This window comes from Ruegeria sp. AP12 (genome assembly GCF_056540025.1).
In genome coordinates this window covers 212,722-236,809 of record NZ_JBQFVZ010000001.1, presented here as the reverse complement: position 1 = coordinate 236,809, position 24,088 = coordinate 212,722, and the positions used below count along the sequence as shown (strand labels likewise).

23 protein-coding genes are annotated in these 24,088 nt (G+C 60.8%); 12 read left to right on the top strand and 11 right to left on the bottom strand.

The window, feature by feature from the left end; all coding sequences use genetic code 11:
- Positions 1 to 8: 8 nt before the first annotated feature.
- A complete protein-coding gene (locus ACR0E6_RS01155) occupies positions 9 to 617 on the top strand; it encodes an HdeD family acid-resistance protein (RefSeq protein WP_480580369.1) in 609 nt (202 codons plus the stop codon).
- Positions 618 to 719: 102 nt separating this feature from the next.
- Here ACR0E6_RS01155 and ACR0E6_RS01150 read toward each other — a convergent pair whose 3' ends face one another.
- From ACR0E6_RS01150 to meaB, 5 genes are all read right to left on the bottom strand, one after another.
- The gene (locus ACR0E6_RS01150) at positions 720 to 1,211 is read right to left on the bottom strand and encodes a copper chaperone PCu(A)C (protein WP_170454129.1); all 492 of its coding nucleotides are present in this window, start codon (positions 1,209 to 1,211) and stop codon (positions 720 to 722) included.
- Between the two features lie 43 nt (positions 1,212 to 1,254).
- Positions 1,255 to 1,605, bottom strand: a complete 351-nt coding sequence (locus ACR0E6_RS01145; protein ID WP_480580366.1) for a hypothetical protein — start codon at positions 1,603 to 1,605, stop codon at positions 1,255 to 1,257.
- 406 nt (positions 1,606 to 2,011) lie between these two features.
- Positions 2,012 to 2,299 carry a 50S ribosomal protein L28 gene (gene rpmB / locus ACR0E6_RS01140; RefSeq protein ID WP_170454133.1) on the bottom strand — a complete coding sequence of 96 codons (288 nt, stop codon included), beginning with the start codon at positions 2,297 to 2,299 and terminating at the stop codon, positions 2,012 to 2,014.
- A gap of 191 nt (positions 2,300 to 2,490) precedes the next feature.
- Positions 2,491 to 3,624 carry a Hint domain-containing protein gene (locus ACR0E6_RS01135; protein ID WP_170736962.1) on the bottom strand — a complete coding sequence of 378 codons (1,134 nt, stop codon included), beginning with the start codon at positions 3,622 to 3,624 and terminating at the stop codon, positions 2,491 to 2,493.
- 155 nt (positions 3,625 to 3,779) lie between these two features.
- Entirely contained in the window at positions 3,780 to 4,757 is a 978-nt protein-coding gene (meaB, locus tag ACR0E6_RS01130; RefSeq protein WP_170736961.1) for a methylmalonyl Co-A mutase-associated GTPase MeaB, read from the bottom strand.
- Between the two features lie 123 nt (positions 4,758 to 4,880).
- Here meaB and hrpB point away from each other — a divergent pair, with 123 nt between their 5' ends.
- The 3 genes from hrpB to ACR0E6_RS01115 all read left to right on the top strand — a co-directional run bounded on the left by hrpB (position 4,881) and on the right by ACR0E6_RS01115 (position 9,526).
- Positions 4,881 to 7,343, top strand: coding sequence for an ATP-dependent helicase HrpB (gene hrpB, locus ACR0E6_RS01125; protein WP_480580363.1), 2,463 nt, complete (start codon positions 4,881 to 4,883; stop codon positions 7,341 to 7,343).
- A gap of 155 nt (positions 7,344 to 7,498) precedes the next feature.
- Positions 7,499 to 7,975: an NUDIX hydrolase gene (locus ACR0E6_RS01120; protein ID WP_480580360.1), complete on the top strand. Its 477-nt coding sequence runs from the start codon at positions 7,499 to 7,501 to the stop codon at positions 7,973 to 7,975.
- Positions 7,976 to 8,047: 72 nt separating this feature from the next.
- Complete coding sequence (locus ACR0E6_RS01115; RefSeq protein ID WP_480580357.1) at positions 8,048 to 9,526, top strand: inorganic phosphate transporter; 1,479 nt, start codon at positions 8,048 to 8,050, stop codon at positions 9,524 to 9,526.
- A gap of 11 nt (positions 9,527 to 9,537) precedes the next feature.
- Here ACR0E6_RS01115 and ACR0E6_RS01110 read toward each other — a convergent pair whose 3' ends face one another.
- The gene (locus ACR0E6_RS01110; RefSeq protein WP_480580354.1) at positions 9,538 to 10,512 is read right to left on the bottom strand and encodes a 2-dehydropantoate 2-reductase; all 975 of its coding nucleotides are present in this window, start codon (positions 10,510 to 10,512) and stop codon (positions 9,538 to 9,540) included.
- 67 nt (positions 10,513 to 10,579) lie between these two features.
- The gene (locus ACR0E6_RS01105; protein ID WP_480580351.1) at positions 10,580 to 11,548 is read right to left on the bottom strand and encodes a pirin family protein; all 969 of its coding nucleotides are present in this window, start codon (positions 11,546 to 11,548) and stop codon (positions 10,580 to 10,582) included.
- A gap of 285 nt (positions 11,549 to 11,833) precedes the next feature.
- Here ACR0E6_RS01105 and ACR0E6_RS01100 point away from each other — a divergent pair, with 285 nt between their 5' ends.
- A complete protein-coding gene (locus ACR0E6_RS01100) occupies positions 11,834 to 12,322 on the top strand; it encodes a twin-arginine translocation pathway signal (RefSeq protein ID WP_480580348.1) in 489 nt (162 codons plus the stop codon).
- Between the two features lie 15 nt (positions 12,323 to 12,337).
- Positions 12,338 to 12,925 carry a ferric reductase-like transmembrane domain-containing protein gene (locus tag ACR0E6_RS01095; protein WP_480580345.1) on the top strand — a complete coding sequence of 196 codons (588 nt, stop codon included), beginning with the start codon at positions 12,338 to 12,340 and terminating at the stop codon, positions 12,923 to 12,925.
- Here ACR0E6_RS01095 and argF read toward each other — a convergent pair.
- Both argF and ACR0E6_RS01085 read right to left on the bottom strand, forming a co-directional pair.
- On the bottom strand, positions 12,922 to 13,848 hold the full coding sequence (gene argF / locus ACR0E6_RS01090; RefSeq protein WP_480580342.1) for an ornithine carbamoyltransferase: 927 nt from the start codon (positions 13,846 to 13,848) through the stop codon (positions 12,922 to 12,924). The two genes, ACR0E6_RS01095 and argF, sit on opposite strands and share 4 nt — an antisense overlap.
- A gap of 75 nt (positions 13,849 to 13,923) precedes the next feature.
- Positions 13,924 to 15,111 carry an acetylornithine transaminase gene (locus ACR0E6_RS01085; RefSeq protein ID WP_480580339.1) on the bottom strand — a complete coding sequence of 396 codons (1,188 nt, stop codon included), beginning with the start codon at positions 15,109 to 15,111 and terminating at the stop codon, positions 13,924 to 13,926.
- Between the two features lie 293 nt (positions 15,112 to 15,404).
- On the opposite strand from ACR0E6_RS01085, the gene ACR0E6_RS01080 reads away from it, so the two are divergent.
- On the top strand, positions 15,405 to 16,295 hold the full coding sequence (locus ACR0E6_RS01080; RefSeq protein WP_480580336.1) for a DMT family transporter: 891 nt from the start codon (positions 15,405 to 15,407) through the stop codon (positions 16,293 to 16,295).
- Here ACR0E6_RS01080 and ACR0E6_RS01075 read toward each other — a convergent pair.
- A complete protein-coding gene (locus ACR0E6_RS01075) occupies positions 16,277 to 17,080 on the bottom strand; it encodes an ABC transporter permease (protein WP_170737033.1) in 804 nt (267 codons plus the stop codon). The genes ACR0E6_RS01080 and ACR0E6_RS01075 overlap by 19 nt on opposite strands.
- 128 nt (positions 17,081 to 17,208) lie before the next feature.
- Here ACR0E6_RS01075 and ACR0E6_RS01070 point away from each other — a divergent pair, with 128 nt between their 5' ends.
- A complete protein-coding gene (locus ACR0E6_RS01070; protein WP_170454159.1) occupies positions 17,209 to 17,784 on the top strand; it encodes a GcrA family cell cycle regulator in 576 nt (191 codons plus the stop codon).
- Between the two features lie 26 nt (positions 17,785 to 17,810).
- Positions 17,811 to 18,434 carry an NUDIX hydrolase gene (locus ACR0E6_RS01065; RefSeq protein ID WP_480580333.1) on the top strand — a complete coding sequence of 208 codons (624 nt, stop codon included), beginning with the start codon at positions 17,811 to 17,813 and terminating at the stop codon, positions 18,432 to 18,434.
- Positions 18,435 to 18,442: 8 nt separating this feature from the next.
- On the opposite strand, the gene ACR0E6_RS01060 is transcribed toward ACR0E6_RS01065, so the two are convergent.
- Positions 18,443 to 19,519, bottom strand: coding sequence for a T6SS phospholipase effector Tle1-like catalytic domain-containing protein (locus ACR0E6_RS01060; RefSeq protein ID WP_170454161.1), 1,077 nt, complete (start codon positions 19,517 to 19,519; stop codon positions 18,443 to 18,445).
- Between the two features lie 186 nt (positions 19,520 to 19,705).
- Between ACR0E6_RS01060 and ACR0E6_RS01055 the strand changes: the two genes are divergently transcribed.
- The 3 genes from ACR0E6_RS01055 to ACR0E6_RS01045 all read left to right on the top strand — a co-directional run bounded on the left by ACR0E6_RS01055 (position 19,706) and on the right by ACR0E6_RS01045 (position 24,037).
- A complete protein-coding gene (locus tag ACR0E6_RS01055; protein ID WP_480580330.1) occupies positions 19,706 to 20,002 on the top strand; it encodes a hypothetical protein in 297 nt (98 codons plus the stop codon).
- Between the two features lie 110 nt (positions 20,003 to 20,112).
- Positions 20,113 to 20,841: a dienelactone hydrolase family protein gene (locus tag ACR0E6_RS01050; RefSeq protein ID WP_480580327.1), complete on the top strand. Its 729-nt coding sequence runs from the start codon at positions 20,113 to 20,115 to the stop codon at positions 20,839 to 20,841.
- A 79-nt stretch (positions 20,842 to 20,920) separates the two neighbouring features.
- Positions 20,921 to 24,037, top strand: a complete 3,117-nt coding sequence (locus ACR0E6_RS01045) for a valine--tRNA ligase (RefSeq protein ID WP_480580324.1) — start codon at positions 20,921 to 20,923, stop codon at positions 24,035 to 24,037.
- Positions 24,038 to 24,088: the final 51 nt, after the last annotated feature.

The window sequence follows — 24,088 nt, the reverse complement described above, 5'->3', positions numbered from 1 at the left end:
ACCATGTCATGACAGACCAAGATCCCCGAACCGGTGAAATCATGGACGAAGGCAGCATGGCGGGCCGCGACATGCTCAGCGCGCAATTGGCCGGCCTGTGGTGGACCTTTCTATTGCGCGGGGTGCTGGCCGGGGCTGTGGGCATCGCCGCCCTGTTCTGGCCCTCGGGCAGTATCGCCTTGTTACTGAGGCTCGTGGGGGCGTTGCTGATCCTGGATGGCGCGTTGACATTGTTCGGTGTTGGGCGTCGGGGACTGCTGGGCGGGGCCGCCATTGGCGGTGTTCTGATCGGTCTGATCCTGATGATCTGGCCCGAAGGCACCGTCAAACTGGCGTTTTTCCTGTTGGGGGCTTGGGCGCTTATCATCGGCATCGGTTCATTGGCGGCAGCCGGTCAGATGCACGAACGCGACCCACAGCGCGGCTCGATGCGCGGGTCGGGGTTTGCTGCACTGATTGTCGGGTTGGTGTTGATGATCTGGCCCGCCATTGCGCTCGTGGCGCTGGGATGGGCCATCGCGTTCTCGGCCCTGGCCATTTCAGCCGTCATGGTCTGGCTGGCGATGCGCTTTCGCAATGCCAAAAGCCGCGTGGGACTAAAGACGGTGAACCGCTGAACACATACTCACCAAAACCAGCCACAAACGACAACAGGCCGGGCATCGCCCGGCCTGTCGCATGGATGACGGCCGCGGAGCGGCCCGAAGACAGGCGACGTCTTAGTTCGACTCCGATCCGTGCTCGTGCTTATGTTCGTGGCCGTGCTTATCCTGCCGCTCAAGATCGACCGGAACCTCGATCACAATCTCGCCCGCTTGTTCGAAAACCAGCGTCACCGGAACCGTCGCGCCCTGCTCGAACGGCTCTTTCAGACCCATGAACATGACGTGGTCACCACCACGTTTCAGCATGTGCGTTTCACCCGCCGGGATGACAAAGCCCTCCTCGACATGGATCATCTGGGCGACCCCGTCATCGTTGATCTTGTGCGTATGCAACTCGACCCGGGCCGATACATCCGAGGTGACACTGACCAGGCGGTCATCCGTGTCGCCGGTGTTCTTGATCATCATGAACGCCGCCCCCGCCTTGGCGGCCTTGCCTGCAGACCGGGCGTAGGCGTCGTCGACAACAATTGTGCCCTCGGCAAGGGCAGGACCAGCCAGAATGGCGGTTGCAAGGGCAGCAAACAGAGTGGTTTTGAGGGACATCTTACGTCTCCTTTTTCTTGAGATTTGAGTTTTTTGGAAAAAGTCAGACGATCGAAGGAGGCGCGCGCGCCGGTGTTTGCGGAACAGGCGGTGCAATCAGGCTCTCTGCGACCCGCAAAAGGGGCGGCATTTCGGGCAACGGGGCTTGGGGCAGTGACGGCTGCGAAATCGCAACCGCCCCCAGCAGCGTCAGCGCATAGTCGGGACAATAGTGCGGGGGTGCAGTAGGTTGCCCGTTCTCGTCCATGTAAACGACAACCGGCCCGTTTCCGGTGCACAGCACCATCTGACCCACAGCCTTGTCCACGCCGCGCGAGACGGCGACCCCCTGCCCGGTCAGAACCACAAACAGGGAAAGCACAATGGGGAACAGGCTATGAACAGCAGATCTCATCCTGATCCGCATATAATTCACAGACAGAAAACGCTTCAAGCGCCAAAGGGTCGCGCTTGAAGCGGATTTTAGTAGTCCAGCCCGGGCCGTTTGACGGTGCCCTTGGTCAGGCTGGTGTGGGAATGATTCACCCGGCGCTGCATACGGGTACAAGCCAAGTATGCCTTTTTGAAAACACTGGTAAGCAACAGAAAAATATAGAAACTTTTAAATGACATCGGACGGCCCCCGCCAGAAGAATACATCAACGGTACGTCGCGCCCGCCTGACTGTATGTGAACTAGTTCACGGTTTGGTGATTTTATTTCCAAATCGTCAACAATAGCGCCACGCCAGAGCACCCCTAACACAGAAAAACCCCGCACCAGACTGGTACGGGGTCAAGAATGCTTGGCAGTGGAAGCAATCAGGCCGAGGCTTGTGCCTTGGCGATTTCCTTCTTCACTTTCAGCGCGTTCGCCGACAGATCTTCGTCCTTGGCTTTGGCCAGGAACGCGTCCAGACCACCGCGGTGGTCAACCGAACGCAGAGCAGCAGCCGAGATGCGCAGCTTGACGCCACGGCCCAGAGCTTCGGACTGCAGGGTGACGTCGTTCAGGTTCGGCAGGAAACGACGCTTGGTTTTGTTGTTGGCGTGGCTGACATTGTTGCCAGTCATCGGGCCTTTTCCGGTCAGTTCGCAACGGCGCGACATGGTTTCTTCCTTTGTTTCTGGAGGCCGGGCAAAATGCCTGCGGCCAAATCACAAGGGGCGCAACCCGAAGTCGCGCCCGAAAACTGGTTGGATGCGTGTAGTGGGAATCGCAGGAAGGGTCAAGACAGCCAGCACGAATTCTTTGCACTATGTCAGCAGGCATTGCCCGGCCCTCGGAACCTGTATCGGTATCAAGGGCGTTGCAACAGGGGTTTGTTGTTTTTCAGATGCCGTGCCACCAGTTTCATCTGGTGCCGCCCCTTGGGCACAAAGCGCGCCAGATCCGACTGGTGGTTTATGTCCGCCAGTTCCGGGAATATCCCGAAAATCTCGGCCCGCGCGTCGCGGCTGAGGGATTTCAGCGCCTCGGGGCCGGTGAAAAGGCTTTCGGTCGGTGCGCCTTCGGCTTCGATGATTTCATGCCGGTCGAAGAGAAGGTGAAAATACTCAACCTCCTGCACCTCTTGGTCCACGAAAATACCGGGCAGCGCGGTCAGTTTTATCGCGGGGATCAAAACCTCGGCCGCGCCAAACATCCGTTGGGCGATCTTGGACTGCACCAGCATCCTGTGTTGCCGCGACACCAGAAGGTCCCGGTCCGGCACCCCTTGCCCCAAGGCACCGGCCAATATCCGAACCGGACGCAGCTTGGGGTCATGCTCCATCGCTGCCAGGTCGAACCGCCTTCTGCCCGCCCAGCGGATAGCCTGCAGACCATTGCCAATGGTAAGAACCATGTCACCGGTCGTCAGGGTTTGAATGGGGCGGTTCCCCTGATCCGTCCGGATCAGGGTATCGCGAGTGAAACAGGGAAACCCGGCCCCGTTTTCGAACGCCGTATAGGTGACCGTCGTGCCCGATGGCAGCGTAAACGATCCGCTGGACAGGGAGTAACTGGTCCCCGCCACAACCGTGATCGTCCCGAATGTGCTGTCATTGATCACCGTGCCTTCCGGCAGGTTCAGCGTATCGGTGCCCCCGCCGCCATCAATCGAACCCGAGACGGTTGAACTTTGAAAGTCCAGCGTGTCGTTGCCATTGCCCAGATTGATGTTCGAGATGTCCGATCCGCGCACAACGACGGTATCGGCCCCGCCTCCGCCGCCCACGGTTCCCACGGTACTGCCGGTGACTGTGATGTCGTCATCACCGCCCCCACCGCCTACGATGCCAACAACCGTGCTGTTGGTGACCGTTATCTCGTCATCACCGCGTCGGCCGCGAACGTTGTCAATCGGCGTTCCCTGCGGCGTGCCGTTCAACGTCCCGTTGTCATCGGTGACGTCGATTATGTCATTGCCATTGGTGCCGCGAATATTGGGCATGGTCGGCAGTTCCCGTCTGTCAGCTTAGCACCAGACAAAACCGCCGGGGCCAAGACCGATTGAAATCAATGTAAAAAGCAACGTATCAACACATTGCGTTCAGACTACACCGACAACCGGTCCCTAGCCAAGCGTTGCGCGCAAGGGCGGTCGGGTCAGTCCGCCGCCAGGGCGGTCAGCATGTGCCGCGCCGCAACCGAAGGGCTGAGCGTGCCTGCGCCGACCTCAGTGCTCAGCCGGTCCATTTCGGCGCGGGCCGAGGGCGTGTCCAGCCGGGCCAGCAGGGCATGCCGAACCTCCTGATCGAACCAGTACCGCGCTTGTGTTGCCCGGCTTGCGGCCCAATACCCCTTGTCGCGTCGCCATTGGCTAAGGGCCTGCATCTCGTCCCAAGCCTGATCCAGCCCATGTTCCTCAACCGCAGAAACGGTCATGGCCTTGGGAAACCCCTCGGGGTCCTGAGGTCGTTTTCGCAGCAGCCGCAGGGCCCCTGCATAATCGGCGCAGGTGCGCGTTGCCGTGGCCTTCAGATCGCCATCCGCCTTGTTGACCAGAATGATATCCGCCATCTCCATGATGCCGCGCTTGACGCCCTGCAACTCGTCCCCGCCAGCCGGGGCCAGCAGCAGCAGGAACAGATCAGACAGTTCGGAGACCACCGTCTCGGACTGACCGACGCCGACGGTTTCGATCAGCACAACGTCATTCCCTGCCGCCTCGCACAGCGCAATGGCTTCGCGGGTGCGACGCGCGACGCCGCCCAGATGACTTTGACTGGGTGAGGGGCGGATGAACGCGTTTGGCTCGCGGCTCAGGCGTTCCATCCGGGTCTTGTCGCCCAGAATCGAGCCACCCGACCGGGCCGAACTGGGATCTACCGCCAGAACCGCGACGCGCAGACCCTGACTGATCAGCATCATGCCGAAGCTTTCGATAAACGTGGATTTGCCGACACCCGGTGTGCCTGACAGACCAATCCGCAGCGATTGGCGGCCAGATTTGGCGAGGTAGGCCAAAAGCTCGGACGCCTGTGCCCGGTGATCGGCCCGGATGCTTTCGACCAGAGTAATCGCACGCGCCAAAGCACGGCGTTCGCCCTGCAAAATCCTCTCACCCAGTTCAGCAATATCCATGCGTGCGACCCTTTTGGAATTTTGCCCTAAATGAAGGGTCGGAACCCTGTTTGTCCAGAGCACTTATGCGTGGTTCCCGCAGGGCCTTCTGGACCTTGCCGCAAGCTTTGGCGATAAGGCGACATGACCCGACTGCCTATCGATGACGCCCTGCCCGAACTGCTCTCGGCCCTGACCGACCATCGCCGTGCGGTGTTGCAGGCTCCACCGGGCGCGGGGAAAACCACGCGCGTGCCGCTGGCCATGCTGCAGGCCGGGCTGTGCGACGGCAGGATCGTGATGCTGGAACCCCGCCGACTGGCCGCGCGTGCCGCCGCCGAACGGATGGCCGAAACGCTGGGCGAGCGCGCGGGCCAAACCGTCGGTTACCGCGTGCGCGGCGATGCCAAGGTCTCAAAACAGACGCGGATCGAGGTCGTTACCGAAGGCATTCTGACCCGGATGCTGCAATCCGACCCGGACCTGCCCGGGGTCGGAGCCGTGATCTTCGATGAGTTCCACGAACGCTCGTTGAATGCCGATCTGGGTCTGGCGCTGTGTCTTGAGGTTGCAGGGGCGCTGCGTGACGATCTTATACTGGTGGCCATGTCCGCAACACTGGATGCCGAGCCCGTCAGGCAGTTGATCGACGCCCCGTTGGTCACATCCGAAGGGCGCAGCTATCCGGTCGAAACTCGGTGGCTGGATCGGCCTTTGGGCACCCAAGCCCGCCGTTTGGATGCGCTGTGCGATCTGGTTGAAACCGCAGTGCACGAGACTCGCTCAATAGGCGGCGGCGTGCTGGTCTTTTTACCCGGCGAGGGGGAAATCCGGCGGGCCGAGGCAACGCTGGCGCGACGCTTGCCGAAGGATTGTGTTCTGAGACCCCTGTTCGGTGCCCTGCCCTTTGCCGCCCAGCGCGCGGCCATCGCTCCGGTTGAAAACGGGCGCAAAATCGTACTGGCCACCTCAATCGCCGAAACATCGCTGACGATTCCCGATATTCGCGTGGTCGTGGACATGGGACAGGCGCGCCGGGCACGGTTCGATCCGGGCTCGGGCATGTCGCGTCTGGTAACCGAGCGGGTCACGCGGGCCGAAACAACCCAACGCATGGGCCGCGCCGGGCGTGTGACCGAAGGCGTCTGCTACCGGCTGTGGTCCAAGGGGGAAGAGGGCGCGCTGGCCGCCTACCCACCTGCCGAAATCGAGTCGGCAGACCTGACGGGATTGGCTTTGGAGCTGTCCCTTTGGGGTGCGGACCCTGGCGATCTGGCCTTTCTGACGCCGCCGCCCGAAGGCGCGTTGACCGAGGCCAGAGCCCTGCTTGGTATGTTGAATGCCATCGACGGCAAAGGACGGATCACCGATCACGGGCGTCATCTGGCAGCTCTGCCTTTGCATCCGCGTCTGGGGCATATGCTGGTAAGCGCCGGGGCTCAGGCCGCGCCGCTTGCTGCCTTGCTGGCCGAGCGGGACCCGCTGCGTGGCGCTCCGGTCGATTTGGCGTTGCGGCTGGATGCAATGAAAGACCTGCGCGCATTTCAAAGGGGGAAGCCCTGGCAGGTGAACGTGAGTGCGCTGGACCGGATCAAGGCCGAGGCAAAACGCCTGCGGGCCGTCGCCCCACCCCAGACCGAAACCCAAAGCCCCGCCGCGATGGCGGCCTTGGCCTATCCCGACAGGATTGGACAGCGACGCAAGGGCGATGCGCCGCGATATGTGTTGTCAGGAGGCAAAGGGGTTATTCTGGAAAACGACGACACACTGGCCGAAGCCCCCTATCTAGTTGCGCTAGACACCGACGGAAACGCGCGCGAGGCACGGGTTCGGATGGCAGTTCAGATCTCGGAACGTGAGATTCGCGATCAATTCGGCGATCAGATCCGTTGGGTCGACAGTTGCGTCTGGTCCAAACGGGATCGTCGCGTCGTCGCCAGACGGCAGGAGCAATTCGGCGCGATCACGCTTGGGGATCGTATCTGGAAGGACGTGCCTGAGGACGCGGTAGCTGAGGCCATGCTGGACGGCGTGCGTGATCTGGGGCTGCGCCTGGACGGAGCCGCCGCGCGCCTTGCCGCGCGGGTGGAACTGGTGCGCGCGGACGGGGTCGATTTGCCCGATTTCTCGGTGGACGGCTTGATGAACGCGCTTGAGGATTGGCTGCTGCCGATGCTCACCGGCGTCCGCTCGGCCGAAGACTGGAAACGGTTTGACCTGTTGCCCGCCCTGCGCGCCCGTCTGGACTGGACGCAAACGCAGGAACTGGACCGGCGCGCGCCGGGTTCATTTGTCACGCCTTTGGGTCGTAAAGTTCCCATTGATTACAGTGGCGCAGCCCCGGAAATTGCGGTGCGCCTTCAGGAGCTTTTTGGGGTTACTCAGCACCCGGTAGTTGGGGGCACACCGTTGAAGATCACCCTGCTGTCTCCGGCACAGCGGCCCATTCAAATCACCCGCGACCTGCCCGGTTTCTGGGCCGGGTCCTACGCGGACGTGCGCAAGGACATGCGCGCGCAATACCCGAAACACCCCTGGCCCGAAGACCCAACGCAGGCCGATCCGACCCTGCGCGCCAAACGCAGGCAAGGTCAGTTGAAAGGCTGACCCAGCCCGACGCACGGCAATACCCCACAAAAAGTCACATATTTCCGCCAAAACAGGCTAAAATTCACCGAAACTTTACGATTTCATTGAAATTACCTGACGTAATTGTTACCTCAGCCGCTCTGAAAGACCGGGGCTTATTTTAGACTGTGCCAATGACACACTGGTTTCGAAACATCTGGGAAGAGGTCGCAAGACCCCTGTTCCTGCGCCCGCGTCGGGTGCAGTTCGCAGCCATGTGCACCCGTCAGACCGAAGCCGGGACAGAGATATTGCTGATCACCAGCCGCGACACCGGGCGCTGGGTCATCCCCAAAGGCTGGCCCATCGATGGGCTGGACGGGGCGGAAACGGCTGCTCAGGAAGCGTGGGAAGAGGCTGGCGTCCGGTCCGAGGCGGTCCGGAAAGAACCGGTCGGTCACTACACCTATGACAAGATCCTCAAAGACGGGTCTGCACAACCGGTTCTGACCACGGTCTACCATGTCACCGTGGCAGAATTGTCCGAGGATTTCCCCGAAGCCGATCAGCGTACCCGCAACTGGGTCTCGCCCGAAACGGCGGCTACCTTGGTTGCCGAGCCGGAATTGCAGTCATTGCTGGCGAAATGTAACGAGATTGCAAAAATTTGATGACAGACACGTTGCCCTGCTGTCCGTAAACCGATAGCGGCCTGTGATTGCATAGATGATCTGATCGAGCCAATGTCGAATACACAATCCAAAGCCCGCTGGCAGTCGCTGGACACTGACCTCCACCGTATTTCGCGCGTCGAAACCGCGAACTCTCATGTCGCGCGCCCGCTGCTGGGACCCGGTCTGGCATTGGCCTTCATGGCATTGGCCGGACTGACAGCCGCAGTCTTTTTCGGGCGCTTCGACGGGGGCCTGATCGTCGTCGCTGCGGCAGCCTTTGGCGCGTATATGGCGATCAATATCGGCGCAAACGACGTGGCCAACAACATGGGGCCTGCGGTCGGGGCCAACGCGCTGACCATGGGCGGAGCAATTGCCATCGCCGCTATCGCCGAAAGCGCTGGCGCGCTGCTGGCAGGGGGCGATGTGGTCTCGACCATATCCAAGGGCATCATCGACCCGATGTCGGTGCAAAACAGCAATGTCTTTATCTGGGCCATGATGGCCGCGCTGATCTCATCTGCGATGTGGGTCAATCTGGCCACATGGGTCGGTGCGCCGGTTTCGACCACCCATTCGGTTGTCGGCGGGGTGATGGGCGCCGGTATCGCAGCCGCAGGGATGAGCGCCGTGAACTGGAGCACCATGAGCGCGATTGCCGCAAGCTGGGTGATCTCTCCGGTTCTGGGCGGGTTGATCGCAGCCGCCTTTCTGGCGCTGATCAAGGCCAAAATCCAATACCAAGACGACAAGATCGCCGCCGCCCGCCGCTGGGTGCCCATCCTTGTGGCGCTGATGGCCGGTGCGTTTGCCACCTATCTGGCCGTCAAGGGCCTGAAACGGATCGTCAAGATCGAACCCGAGACCGCCCTGCTGATCGGCTTGGCCACTGGTGCGCTGGCGTGGTCGGTCACCGTGCCATGGGTCAAACGAAAATCCGAAGGGCTTGAGAACCGCACGCGGTCGCTTAAAACACTGTTCGGCCTGCCGCTGGTGATCTCTGCCACGTTTCTGAGCTTCGCGCATGGGGCAAATGACGTGGCCAACGCCGTTGGCCCCTTGGCCGCGATCGTACATGCGGCAGAGTTCGGTGATTTCGCCGCCAAGGTCTCTATCCCGATCTGGGTCATGGTCATCGGCGCGTTCGGGATTTCCTTTGGTCTGTTCCTGTTCGGCCCGAAACTGATCCGGATGGTTGGCAGCCAAATCACCAAACTGAACCCGATGCGCGCGTTTTGCGTGGCCCTGTCTGCCGCGATCACGGTTATCGTTGCAAGCTGGCTGGGCTTGCCGGTCAGTTCGACCCACATCGCGGTGGGGGCCGTGTTCGGTGTTGGGTTCTATCGCGAATGGCACTCGGACCGGCGCTGGAAACAGTCGAACCTGCAACGCCCCAGCGAAAAGCGACTGGCGCGCGAAGAACACCAAAGGCGCAAGCTGGTGCGGCGGTCGCATTTCATGACCATTGTTGCCGCGTGGGTCGTCACCGTACCGGCAGCGGCGACCATGTCAGCATTGATCTTCTGGGTCCTGACAGCCTTCGCGTGAGGCCAGAGCCGTCAGGGCCGGATTTGATCCGGTGTCAGCCGGGTCGAAGGCCGTTGCAGGATCAGGTCTGAAACGCGCGTGCAAATCGGTGTCGGCACCCCGGTTTTCTGACCCAGACGCATGATCTCACCCTGCAGCGAGTCGATTTCCGTCGGCCGACCCTCCATCAGGTCATAGGCCATCGAGGTTCGCGCCGCCGGATCGATGGTCAGCATTTTTGACGCGATGCGGGTGAACAGAGGCGTCGGCAGGCGCAGAATGTGCGGCGTCATCCCGGCAGGCAGCGGGGTGGTCGAGGCAACCGGCTGGCCCGCCGCTTTCAGAACGGTCAAAGCCTCGGCCATCTGGTCGGCCATCAGACACCGCCAGTTACGATCCGTCAATTGATCCACCAGCGTCAAACCTGACAGCGCATTCAGGGCGTTGTTGAGGTTGATAACCAGTTTGCCCCACTGAACCGCCTCGATCCGGTCGCTTTCCGAGACGGGCAGGTCCGGGCTGCTCAGCCGCGCCGCCAAACCGCCGGGGCCGTCTTCGATAACAATGTCGCCCGAGGTTGCCCGGTGATAGGTCCCCGGATCGGTCGGCACCACGTTGAAGGGCACCATCCCGGCGCGAACGTCATAACCGGGCAGGATGTCTTTCAGGACGCGAGCGTTCTCCATCCCGTTTTGCCAGGACAAGACGGGGATGTTTTGTGCAGCGTTGGACGCAATCAATTCGGCCATTTGGGACGTGGCCCCGGATTTCACGGTCACGATGACAAGGTCGGCCTCGCCCAGACAGGCGGGGTCTTCACTCAACACAAGGGCCTCAGCCGACACTGTGCGGCGCAGCCCGGTGAAATCGGTGACTGTCAGACCATCTTTCCGGACCGGGTCCAATACGCGCGCGCGCCCCAGCAAGGTGACCTCATGCCCCGAGGCGGCAAGCAAAGCCCCGCAATAGCACCCGATGCTACCAGCGCCTGCGACGACAATTTTCATGGCGATCCCTCCTTCAGGGAAGGATCACAGCGTTACAGGGGCAGAACAACCCTGCCGCCGTATGACGTCACGTTCGACGCGCGAGCCGAGGCTTGGTGCGTTCCAGATCCTCGGAAATCGAAATGAATTCCTGATCGTCACCGGGCGGCAGGTGAAAGGCGCCGTTGGCCCAATCAGCCGTCTTCCATTCCCGCGTCGCTGTTTCGATCTTTTCCTTCGAAGACGAGACGAAATTCCACCAGATATAGCGATCTTCGTTCAAAGTCGCGCCACCCAGAAGCATCAGCCGCGCGCCCAAAGGCCCTGCCTTGACGGACAGCTTGTCGCCGGGGCGAAAGACCATCATGCGCCCGGCTTCGAACGTATCGCCCGCGATCTCAACCGAACCTTCGGTGACATAGACGCCGCGGTCCTCGTGGTCGTCGGGCAGAGGGAAGGACGCGCCGGGATCAAGCTGGACATCCAGATAGAAGGTCTCGGACATCATGGTCACCGGGCTTGTTTCGCCGTAGGCCGAGCCAAGGATCAGCCGCGCGGTGACGCCGGTATCTTGAATATAAGGCAGCGCACCCTGTTTGTGATGTTCGAAATCCGGGGCCATATCCTCATGCTGTTCCGGCAGCGCGATCCAGGTCTGAATACCAAACAGGCTGTTTCTTTTGCCGCGCGTTTCGTCGCTTGTGCGCTCGGAATGTGTCACCCCGCGCCCGGCGACCATCCAGTTGACCTCGCCGGGGTAGATCATCTGATGCGTGCCAAGGCTGTCGCGGTGTTCGAACTCGCCCTTATACAGGTAGGTAACGGTGCCCAGACCGATATGCGGATGCGGTCGCACGTCGATGCCGCCTTCGGTGATGAATTCCGCCGGGCCCATCTGGTCGAAGAAGATAAAAGGGCCGACAAGCTGTCGCTGAACCGATGGCAGGGCGCGACGCACCTCGAACCCGCCCAAATCGCGCGCACGCGGGATGATCAAAGTATCCAGCGCCGGGTTTTCGGACACGCATTCGGGATTGTGGGTCGGATTCCAACTCATTTCTCTTCTCCCTCAAGAAGCGGCCACTGCACCGCATTGTGTTCATGAGTGCAAATATATACCGCAAAACAAGTAGGGAAAGCGCACGAGCGCACAGTGCCCGTGCAAGCCGATGCCGAAGCGGCCGCCTCGGCCCAACCACTCACACAGGCGTGAGGGGAATCCTGCCGAATACTAAAGGGTAGAAACTCGGAATCCAGCTTGGGTGTGCTATGTTTAGCCATCGATTGCGCCTGAATGGTTGGATCACACAAGGTCGCCGCAGGATCGATAGGAGCGTTATTCATGACCCGTATACTGATGACACGTCGAACCCTTATTGCAACGGGTACAGCAGCTGCGGTCGGCGTTGTAGCCCTACGCCCAAAATCCGCGCGTGCAGCAGGTCTTGCCCCCACGCCATCGATGCGGGGCGGGTCGAACAATTACCGCCCCGGCGCGCCGATCGTCGAACGGATTGGCGGCGGCGGGTTCTGGATGACCGGAACCGTGCGGCGCGCTGGTGACGGGGCACCCCTGCCCGGTCAACGCATCCAGATCTGGGCACATACCACCGAAGGGCACGAGCGCGATCCGCACAGCCATGGGGCAACCCTGACCGACGCCAATGGTGAATTCCGGCTGGAAATGCCGCAGATCGTGCCCGCCTTTGGCCAGCCACACGGGCATCTGGCCTATGACAGTGGCGACTTCGAAACCGTGTTCCTGCGCCCGGTCATGTCCAGTTCAAGGGACAAAACCCTGGCGGCGCATTTCGTCCTAAAACCCGTCTGACGCGTGATCCGCAACTTGGCAATCTGGGGGGCGCTGACGGTTGCCTTGCTTATTCCGCTGATTGCAGCGGCGTCCAGCCCGTATTTGCAATGGCGTGACCCCATCTACATTACCGCCGGGTTCGCAGGCGTTCTGAGCATGGGTCTTTTGTTGCTACAGCCGCTTCTGGCAGCCAAGGACCTGCCGGGACCGTCGCCCGTGACCAGCCGGCGCTTGCATCGTGCGATTGGAATAATACTGATCTTGGCCATCCTGATCCACGTGGGTGGATTGTGGATCACAAGCCCGCCGGATGTCGTGGATGCCCTTCTCTTTACATCGCCAACTCCGTTTTCGGCATGGGGCGTGATTGCGATGTGGACCGCATTTGGGGCCGCTGTTCTGGGCATCTGCCGGGCGCGCCTGAACCTGCGGTTTCGCCTATGGCGGTTGGGTCATGCGGGGCTGGCGATGATTACCATTCTGGGCAGCGTGATCCACGCCATGCTGATCGAAGGCACGATGGAGATCATGTCCAAGACCGCTTTGTGCGTTCTGGTGGTCCTGGCGAGCGCCCGGGCGCTCACCAAATTGCGGGTGTGGGATGTCAGGCGGCGGGCCTAAACGCCGAGGCACCACCGCATGATCGACTTCTGCGCATGCAGGCGATTTTCAGCCTCGTCAAAAATGACCGAGTTCGGGCCGTCCATCACCTCGGACGTGACCTCTTCTTCCCGATGCGCGGGCAGGCAGTGCATGAACAACGCGCCGGGCTTGGCGTGCGACATAAGCTCGGCATTGACCTGATAGGGGCGCAGCAGGTTGTGGCGGCGTTCCTTGGCCGATTGGGAATCGTGCATCGACACCCATGTATCGGCAACGATCAGATCCGCGCCTTCTACCGCTTTGTACGGGTCCCGTTCCACCACGATCTTCGAGCCTTTCTGGCGGGCGAACCCCATGAACTCTTGCTCGGGATCGAACTGCGCGGGGCCAGTGAAGGTCAGGTCAAACCCGAACTGACCGGCAGCGTGCAGGAACGAGGCGCAGACATTGTTGCCGTCCCCGGTCCAGACCACCTTTTTGCCTTTGATTGGGCCGCGATGTTCCTCAAACGTCAACACGTCGGCCATGATCTGGCAGGGATGGGTACGGTCGGTCAGACCGTTTATTACGGGCACATCCGAGTATTCGGCCATTTCCGTCAGGATCGTTTCGTCGAATGTCCTGATCATGATCATGTCGACATAGCGCGACAGGACGCGGGCGGTGTCGGCGATGGTTTCGCCATGGCCCAGCTGCATATCCTTGCCCGACAGCACCATGGTCTGCCCGCCCATCTGCCGGACACCTACATCAAAGGACACGCGCGTCCGGGTCGACGGTTTTTCGAAGATCAGGGCGACCATGCGGTCCTTGAGCGGTTGTTCGTCGTCCAGTGCTGCCTTGGGGCGGCCCAGACGGGCCTGTTTCATTGCTGCGGCCTGATTGATCATGGCCCGCAGGTCACCCTGATCGGTCATGTGGATATCAAGGAAATGGTTCATATCGTTTCGCTTTTGGCTGATCGGCAGGTGGGGGCCAGCCCCCACACCCCCGGAGTATTTGGGAAAAGATGAAGATCAGGCAGTGGCAAGTTGGCCTTCGACTTGCGCGGCGGCTTTGTCCAGGCGGATGACAGCCTGCGCGATGTCGTCTTCGGTCAGTGTCAGAGGCGGCAGCAGGCGGATCACGTTATCGGCGGCAGGCACGGTGATAACCTGATTGTCGTAGCCTGCATTCACCACGTCCAGATTGGTCGCCTTGCATTTCAAGCCCAGCATCAGGCCGGAACCGCGGACCTCTTCAAAGACGTCCGGATGATCGGCGATCAGACCTTCGAGTTTCTGGCGCAGCAGGCCCGCCTTACGGTTAACGCCTTCCAGGAATTCAGGGGTTGCGACGTGATCGATCACCGCGCATCCGACGGCGCAACCCAGCGGGTTGCCGCCATAGGTCGAGCCATGAGTGCCTGCGGTCATGCCGCTGGCGGCCTCTTCCGTGGCCAGCACCGCGCCCAACGGGAAGCCGCCACCGATGCCTTTGGCAACCATCATGATATCGGGCGTGATCCCCGCCCATTCATGGGCGAAGAGTTTGCCGGTGCGCCCGACGCCGCATTGGACCTCGTCCAGGATCAGCAGAGGCCCGTGTTCGTCGCAGATCTGACGCAGGGCTTTGAGTTCCGCGTCGGGAACCGGGCGGATACCGCCCTCGCCCTGAACCGGCTCGATCATGATTGCGGCTGTCTTTTCGGTGATTGCATCGGTCACGCCATCCAGATCACCGAAGGTCAGGTGGACAAAGCCGGGCAACAGCGGGCCAAAGCCCTTTGTCATCTTCTCGGACCCCGCCGCCGCGATCCCGGCCGAGGAGCGACCGTGGAAAGAGCCATCGAAGGTAATAATTTCGACCCGGTCCGGCTGGCCTTTGTCATAGAAATACTTGCGGGCCATTTTCACGGCCAGTTCGCAGGCCTCGGTCCCGGAATTTGTGAAGAAAACCGTGTCGGCAAAGCTGTGCTCGACCAGTTTGTCAGCCAGCGCTTGTTGCTGCGGGATGTGATAGAGGTTCGAGACATGCCATAGCGCCTGTGCCTGCTCGGTCAGGGCGTTGACCAAAACCGGATGCGCGTGGCCCAGCGCGTTTACCGCGATCCCGGCGCCGAGATCCAGAAAACGTCGGCCATCCGCCTCGGTCAGCCAGGCGCCTTCACCCTTCACAAAAGTCAGGGGCGCGCGGTTATAGGTCGGCAGAACGGACGGGATCATCGGATCATCCTTTTCGGGTAGGTTAAGCCCTGTGGTTGATACACAAGGGCCATGGTCGTCAACTGATTTGGTGGGGTTTGCGCGGATTTACAGCGCGCAATTGGATCAAACGGGCCGGTTACGCTGTGCGGCGTCGGCGTCGGAGGCGCAGGATATGTGCTGTTTTGATCATGGCCGGTCGTATAGCGGGATGTGTCGGATCTGAAAACCCCGAATCTGCGCTGATACCCGAAAGGCATAAGGCGCGGGTTTTCCCACTTGCCATTTCCCCGGATGTAACGCACCGCTTGGACATGACACCCGCGCCCCAGAACCCACCGCTTGCGGCTTTGCTGATCTTTGTCGCAAGCGCCCTGATCGCCGCCACGACGCTGTTGGCCAAGGCGTTGGGCACTGACACTCTGGGCCCGCCCTTGCACCCGATGCAAATCAGCCATGGGCGGTTTCTGTTCGCGTTTCTGGTGATCATCAGCGCTGTCGCCGTGCTGCGTCCCAGGCTTCGGCGGCCGCATTGGGGTTTGCACATTGGTCGCACCAGTTTTGGCTGGTTGGGGATCACGCTGATGTTTGCTTCGGTCGCTTACATCCCAATAGCGGATGCCACCGCGATCTCTTTCCTCAACCCCGTCTTTGCGATGGTGCTGGCCATCCCGCTGTTGAAGGAAGGTGTTGGGCCTTGGCGCTGGCTGGCCGCTGCGGTGGCCCTGACCGGGGCGCTTATTCTGCTGCGCCCGACGCCTGCAAGCTTTCAGCCCGCTGCGTTGCTGGCGCTGACGGCGGCGGCGGTGATCGGGATGGAGCTGATCTTTATCAAAAAGCTGGCGGGCCGGGAAATTCCGATCCAGATTCTGCTGGTGAACAACTCGATGGGGCTGGCCATTGCAACGGTCGCCGTGATCGCCGTGTGGCAGCCTCCAACCCCTGCCCAATGGGCCGCGCTGGCTGGTATCGGAGGGTTGATGGCCTGCGCGCAGGCGTGTTTCGTCAACGGAATGGCGCGGGCGGATGCGTCATTTGTCGCCCCGATCAGCTATGCAACGCTGATCTTTGCTGCGCTTTACGATTTCGCGATCTTCGAAGTGATCCCCGATGTCGTCAGCGTCATCGGATCCTCGGTCATCCTGACCGGAGCACTAATCCTGGTCTGGCGTGAAACGCGGCAGCGTCAGGCCTTGAGCCGGTAACCGGTGCGCAGCATCTGCCAGGTGGCGCAACAGACGATCAACGTGGCCAACCCACACACCGCAAACCCCAAAACAGGTGCGCTGTCCGAGACTCCGATCATGCCGTATCGCAACCCGTCGATCAGATAGAACACCGGGTTTACATGGCTGATCCGGTTCAGAAGCGGCGGCAGCGCCTCGACCGAGTAGAACGTGCCCGACAAGAACGCCAGCGGGGTCACAATGAAGTTCGTGATCGCCGCCATCTGGTCGAACTTGTTGGCGAATATCCCGGCCAAAAGCCCCAGGGCCCCCATGAATGCGCCGCCCATGATAACAAAGATCAACGCGACCAGCGGGTGTTGCGGCACGATCCCCAACACCAAAGCCAGCGCAGCCGCAACGACACAGGCGATCAGCACGCCGCGCGCGATACCGCCTGCCAGATAGCCCAGAAGGATCTCCAAAGGAGAGAGCGGCGGCATCAGTGTATCGACGATGTTACCCTGTACCTTCGAGATCACCATCGACGAGGACGTATTGGCAAATGCATTCTGGATCACCGTCATCATCATGATGCCCGGGGCCAGAAAGGTCAGAAACGGCACACCCATGACGTCCGACCGGCTGGGGCCGATGGCGATGTTGAAGATCAGCAGAAACAGACCGGCGGTCACCAACGGGGCCAGCAAGGTTTGTGTCCAGACCGCCAGAAAGCGCAGCGTTTCGCGTTGCGCCAGCGTATAAAGACCCATCCAGTTGAACGGACCAAACCGTGGTTCACTCTGCTCTGCGGGGCTCTGCATCATCTGACCTCAATCCGATTCGAAGACTGCTTGTAACTCGGGGCGCAGTGATTAGAATAGGGGGCTGACACGAATTCCCAAGGCGGCCCGAATCCGGGGCCGCTTTCCCGTTTTTTGAAAGGCAACCCATGTCCTGGACCGACGAGCGCGTAGAACTGCTGAAAAAGATGTGGGGCGAGGGCCAGTCGGCCAGTCAGATCGCCAAGGAACTGGGTGGCGTGACGCGCAACGCGGTGATCGGCAAGGTGCATCGTCTGGGCCTGTCGAACCGGGCAACCGGCGCCAGCCCGGCGAAATCCGAACCCAAGGAAAAACCCGCGCCCGCACCCAAGGCCGAGGCCAAGCCCAAGCCTGCGCCCAAAACCGAACCGGCGCGCCCGGCCCCTGCCCCGGCGGCAGAAGCCAAACCAGCGGTCCCGGCCCGTCGTCAGATCATCCCTGCCGGTCAGCCATTGCCGCCGCAGCCCTCGGCCAACGAAATCAGCCCCGAGGCGCTGGCTAAGGTCAACGAGGTTGAGAAGAAGGCCAAGAAGCTGACGCTGATGGAGTTGACCGAGAAGACCTGCAAATGGCCCGTCGGTGACCCCGCGACCGATGATTTCTGGTTCTGCGGCCTGCCCGTTGAGGCTGGCAAACCCTATTGCGAGGCACATGTGGGTGTGGCCTTCCAGCCCATGAGCTCGCGCCGGGACCGTCGCCGCTAAATCCGATGCGCCAGGATCCGACCGCGATGGAGGATACCTGGCTCACCCGGGCAAAAAGACTGCTGGCTCTGGCCGAAACCGGCCAACATTTCACCAAAGACCCGTTCGACCGCGAACGCTATGACGAGATTGCCGACATGGCCCGCGCTATGCTGGCCGATCTGGGGCGCATCCCTCTGTCGGAACTCGACGCTTTGGTATCCGAACATGCGGGCGGCTACGCCACGCCCAGCATCGACATTCGAGGGGCCGTGATCCGCGACGGCCACATCCTGCTGGTGCGCGAGCGCAGTGACGGAACATGGGCGATGCCGGGCGGATTTGCGGATATTGGAAGCTCTCCGGCGGAAAACATCGAGCGTGAAGTTTGGGAAGAGGCCGGATTGCGCGTTCGTGCACGGCACCTTTATGCGCTTCGGCACAAGGCACGGCACCCGTACCCGGCTGACATTCGGGATTTCTACAAGCTGTTCTTTCTGTGTGATGAGGTGGTAGCGGCCACACCGAAACCGGGACCCGAGACAAGCGACGTGGCGTTTTTCCCGAGGGACAGCCTGCCCGACCTTTCTTTGACACGGAACCTTGAACAGGACATTCAGGCGGCGTTCGAAGCGTTTCGGTCCCAACACCCCTCGGCACTGTTCGATTAAACCGAAGGTTACTGCGCCGGATGTGACGGGAAATCCGGCATCGGCACCCAGCGCGGCAACTCATCCGGTGCGACCGAGACATGCAGCCGTTCCGACCGATCCTTCCCCACTTTTCGATGCTTGCGCAGCAGGAAAATCTTGCCCCACCCGCGCCACGTGCCAACAGACGGCGCATGGGCATTTGTGGGGAACCGGTCGCGCCACCCTTCGGGCAGCGGCAGACCGTGCATCTCGGCCTTATCCAGCATCCAGATCAGAGAGATATTGCTAAGCGGCCGCGCCTGCTCAAACCCGTTCAACTGGCCGCCCACATCGCCGTGGCTGCCGCGAAACCAGACCTGCTCGACATGGCCCTGAAAGTCGGGCGTGCATTTCCACAAGACGGGCTCAAAGACTTCGCGGGTTTCATCCAGCGCCATAGCGTGATAGCCGTGACGGGTGGCGCGACCCAGATGATGGTTGTGAAAGGCATGCCGATCCTCGGCCCAGCGCCACAGCAGCGGCAGGCGTAGACCCAGCGCTTTCACCGTGTCCCACACGCCGATCATCTCGATAGCGATCTCGTCATGGCAAAACTGCTGTCGAAAATCCCGTGCCGCGGCGCCACTGGGGTTGCACTCGTAATGGCGGTAGGCCTGTTTGATATTGCGCTCGGTTGCGTGTTCAGCCTTGAGCAACCCGATCATGTCGATCACCCCGGCCAGACTGCGCACCCCATAAGCCCCCCGCGAATAGCCGATGAAATAGATCCGGTCGCCCGGCTTGTACCGAGACGCCAGATACCCATACGCCCGGCGGATCTGCCGGTTGATGCCGCGCCCCATCATCACGTCCAGCGAAGATTTCCAGTTTTCCCACTGAACACCGGATTCGTAGAAGACCGAGACCTGACTTCCGGCCTCGCGGCACAAACGGTAGGTGTGACCGGCGTGGGTCTCAAACCCCGGCTCCAGCGTCGACATGGTACCGTCAAGAATGATGACATGGCTGATCGGCTCGCGATGCGGCGTCTCGGCGGAATGCTCGGATCGCAATGGCCGTCCGAGCCATCCAAGAACCCTCCTACTCAACCGCGACAAATTCATCTTTCAGCACTTCCTATTCGTTTTGGGATGTGGCGGACATCTCAGCCCGCTGCACCCTGTACGCCTTGGGCACGTCTCCGGCCGTATCTTCCAAGCGACCGGTGCGCCTGCCTAGCTGCCCCGGTCTCTGCCGCCGATCCCGAAGATACAGGTATCGCCAACACAACCGCCGGGGCAAACCTGATCATGGGTATCCCAAACGCCTGGGGCAAGGCACAGGCCATGAACGAAGGCGTGAGCCGTTGCCGATTGGCACCAAGGATCACGGCCAATCTCACCGCCGGATCGACAGCATCCCAAACCAGAGATTTCAAACGCGTTATGATCTTCATGACACTGAAACCATTAACAAAACACAAACAACACAACATATCAGACCAAAGCTATCACCTGAGCGTCGCAGCTACCCCAGATATGAGTTTTTGGGCAGCCGATCTGCTCGCGGTATTGCTATCTGAGTTACAATTTGTAGCAGATTGTTAGCGCATGGTCTGTGACGCGCCTCACGTTGCGAACCCACACCAAAGCAGCGATTTTCGGTACCCGTGCGCCCAAATGTTGCTGCGTTTCAGAAATCAGGTAGCATGCAAGCCATGGCTTGGACACATGACATCGTTTTCCCATTCACAGCCCCGCTGACCGGTGGGCAGAACACCACGCACGATGTTTATGTCGGCGGCAACGGCCCTCCGATCCTTATCCTTCAGGAATTGCCGGGCATCGGGCCTGAAACGCTGGATCTGGCAACCAAGCTGAACGCATCAGGGTTCCGCGTTTACCTGCCGCATTTGTTCGGCACCTATGGCAAGATTGAAATGGCCAAGAACGCCGCCCGGCTGTTTTGCGTGCGAAAAGAGTTCAACATCTTCGCAAGAGGCAAGCAAAGCCCCATCGCCGGATGGATGCGCGCCCTGACGCAAGAGATCAAGCAGCGCGAAAACAGCGCGGGAGTCGGTGTCATCGGCATGTGCCTTAGTGGCAGCTTCGCCCTGACGCTGATGGCCGAAGATGCCGTGGTGGGCGGTGTGGCCAGCCAGCCCGCCCTGCCCATTTTTGGCGGCAAGCACCTGCATATGAGCGCGCAGGACATCGCCGCAGCCTCGGCCGGTATGACGGCGAAAGGCCCCGGACTGGCAATGCGATACGAAGGCGACAAGCTGGCCCCGAAAAAACTGATGGACGCGTTGGAACGGGCCTTTGGCGATCTGCTGGAAACCAAGGAATATCCGGGCAAGGACCACTCGCTTCTGACCCTCGACTTCCACGAACCGGCCTATCAACGCGTCGATGCCTATTTCAAAGCCCGCTTTGGCATGACCTAGGCGCGCAGGCCCTTCCCCTTCCCGCGTCCATTCGCTATTGCAGGCGCTGACCCGAGATTGACGACGCAGGACGCACCCCATGGCGATGGAAAAGACATTCGACGCGGCCGAGGCCGAGGCCCGCATTTACAAGGCCTGGGAACAGGCCGGAGCCTTCAAGGCAGGCGCGAACAAATCGCGCGACGAAAGCTTTACCATCATGATCCCGCCGCCCAACGTGACGGGGGCTTTGCACGTGGGTCACGCGTTCAACAACACGCTGCAGGACATCCTGATCCGCTGGCATCGGATGCGCGGGTTCGATACGCTGTGGCAGCCCGGTCAGGACCACGCAGGCATCGCCACCCAGATGCAGGTGGAAAAGAAACTGGCCGCCGAGCAACAGCCAAGCCGCCGCGAACTGGGGCGTGAGGCGTTTCTGGACAAGGTCTGGGAATGGAAAGGCGAATATGGCGGCACGATCATCGAGCAGCTGAAGCGCCTGGGTTCCTCCTGCGACTGGTCGCGCAACGCCTTCACCATGGCAGGCGCGCCGCGCGACCCACGCACGGGGCACGAAAATTCTCCGAATTTTCACGACGCGGTCATCAAGGTTTTCGTCGATATGTACGAAAAGGGCCTGATCTATCGCGGCAAGCGTCTGGTCAACTGGGACCCGCATTTCGAGACCGCAATCTCGGACCTTGAGGTCGAGAATATCGAAGTCGCCGGTCATATGTGGCACTTCAAATACCCGCTGGCGGGTGGTGAAACCTATACCTATGTCGAGAAGGATGAGGATGGGAACGTCATCCTCGAAGAAGAACGCGATTACATCTCGATCGCCACCACGCGCCCCGAAACCATGCTAGGCGACGGTGCGGTCGCGGTTCACCCGTCAGATGAGCGGTATGCGCCAATCGTTGGAAAACTCTGTGAAATCCCGGTTGGCCCGAAAGAGCATCGCCGTCAGATCCCGATCATCACCGATGACTATCCCGATCCTGATTTCGGCTCGGGCGCGGTAAAGATCACCGGCGCGCATGACTTCAACGACAACATGGTGGCCAAGCGTGGCGGCATCCCGATGTACCGCCTGATGGATACCAAAGGCGCGATGCGGGCCGATGGCGCGCCTTATGCCGAAGAGGCAGGCAAAGCGCAGGAATACGCCCGTGGGCGCGCGTTCACCGAGAACGAGATCGACGCGATCAACCTCGTGCCCGATCACCTGCGCGGGCTGGATCGGTTTGAGGCGCGCGCGAAGGTCGTCGAAGAAATCACCAATGACGGTCTGGCCGTCATGACCCGCGCCGACAATCCGGTTCTGGGCACCAAGCTGGGCGAGGATGACGACCCGGCAGTGCTGGTCCCGCTGGTCGAAAGCAAACCGATCATGCAGCCCTTCGGCGACCGCTCGAAAGTTGTGATCGAGCCGATGTTCACCGACCAGTGGTTCGTGGACGCCGAAAAGGTCGTCGGCCCCGCGCTGGACGCGGTGAAGGACGGCACGGTCAAGATCATCCCCGAGTCGGGCGAGAAGACCTATTACCACTGGCTGGAAAACATCGAGCCTTGGTGCATCTCGCGCCAGCTTTGGTGGGGGCATCAGATTCCGGTTTGGTATGGGCCGAGTATCGCAAAATACAGTGATACTCAATGGGAACCAGATTTCTCAGAGCCCGTTGCATTCTGCGGCGCGAACTTCGAAGAGGCTTTAAGTAAAGCTCGGGAATACTATCGCCCGGTAGCTGAGAAACTCTTGGACCTGCGGGTCCACACAGTTGAAACGCACCTCGGATTTTTCGAATCCGAATCTGCAAAGTCAGCAGAGGCTGAGTTCGAGCAATTTGGCGATCAAACTCAGGGTCTACAAACTGAGGTTGGTCTCTGGCGCGATCCGGACGTCCTCGACACATGGTTCTCCTCCGGCCTCTGGCCCATTGGCACGCTGGGCTGGCCCGAGCAGACCGAGGATATGCAGCGCTACTTCCCCACGGATGTTCTGATCACCGGCTTCGACATCCTGTTCTTCTGGGTCGCCCGGATGATGATGATGCAACTGGCCGTGGTGAACGAGATTCCGTTCCACACCGTCTACCTGCACCAGCTCGTCCGCGACGAGAAGGGCAAGAAGATGTCCAAAACCACCGGCAACGTCATCGACCCGCTGGAGATCGTGGACGAATTCGGCGCCGACGCGCTGCGGTTCACCAACGCCTCGATGGCGGCGATTGGCGGCGTGCTGAAACTGTCCCGTGAGCGCATCACCGGCTATCGCAACTTCGGCACCAAACTGTGGAACGCCGTCCGCTTTGCCGAGATGAACGAGGTCTTTACCGACGCCGTCCCACAACTGGATGTCGCCGACCTGAAACCCAAGGCGGCCGTGAACCGCTGGATCATCGGCGAGACCGCCCGCGTGTGCGAAGAAGTCGACGCGGCGCTGGAAAGCTATCGCTTCAACGACGCGGCCAACGGGCTATACTCCTTTGTCTGGGGCAAGGTCTGCGACTGGTACGTCGAACTCTCGAAACCCCTGTTGCAAGGCGACGACACCGAAGCACAGGCCGAAACCCGCGCTACCATGCGCTGGGTTCTGGATCAGTGCATGGTCCTGTTGCACCCGATCATGCCCTTCATCACCGAAGAACTCTGGGGCCTGACCGGCACCCGCGCGAAAATGGTCGTCCACGCCGACTGGCCGACCTATGCCGCCGCCGACCTGATCGACGCCGATGCGGATCGTGAGATGAACTGGGTGATCTCGGTGATCGAAAACACCCGCTCGGCCCGTGCGCAGATGCGGGTTCCGGCGGGTCTGTACGTGCCGATGCTGGTGACCGAGATCGACGCCAACGGCCAAGCCGCTTGGGACCGCAACGAGACGTTGATCAAACGTCTGGCGCGGATCGACAGCCTGACCAAAGCGTACGAATTGCCCAAAGGCACCATCTCCATCGCCGCGCCCGGAGCCTCCTTCGGTCTGCCGCTGGCGGATATCATCGACATCGGCGCGGAAAAGGAACGGCTGGAAAAAGCCAAAGGCAAGCTGGCCAAGGAACTGGGTGGCCTGCGCGGTCGTCTGAACAACCCCAAATTCGTGGCCTCGGCCCCGGAAGAGGTTGTCGCGGAAGCCAAAGCCAACCTCGCCGCTCGCGAAGAGGAAGAAGCGAAACTGAACGAAGCGCTCGCCCGTCTGGCCGAAATCGCCTGATCTTCTTCTCGTTCCAAATACGGAAATCCCGAACCCCGCCACCCGTCTGGC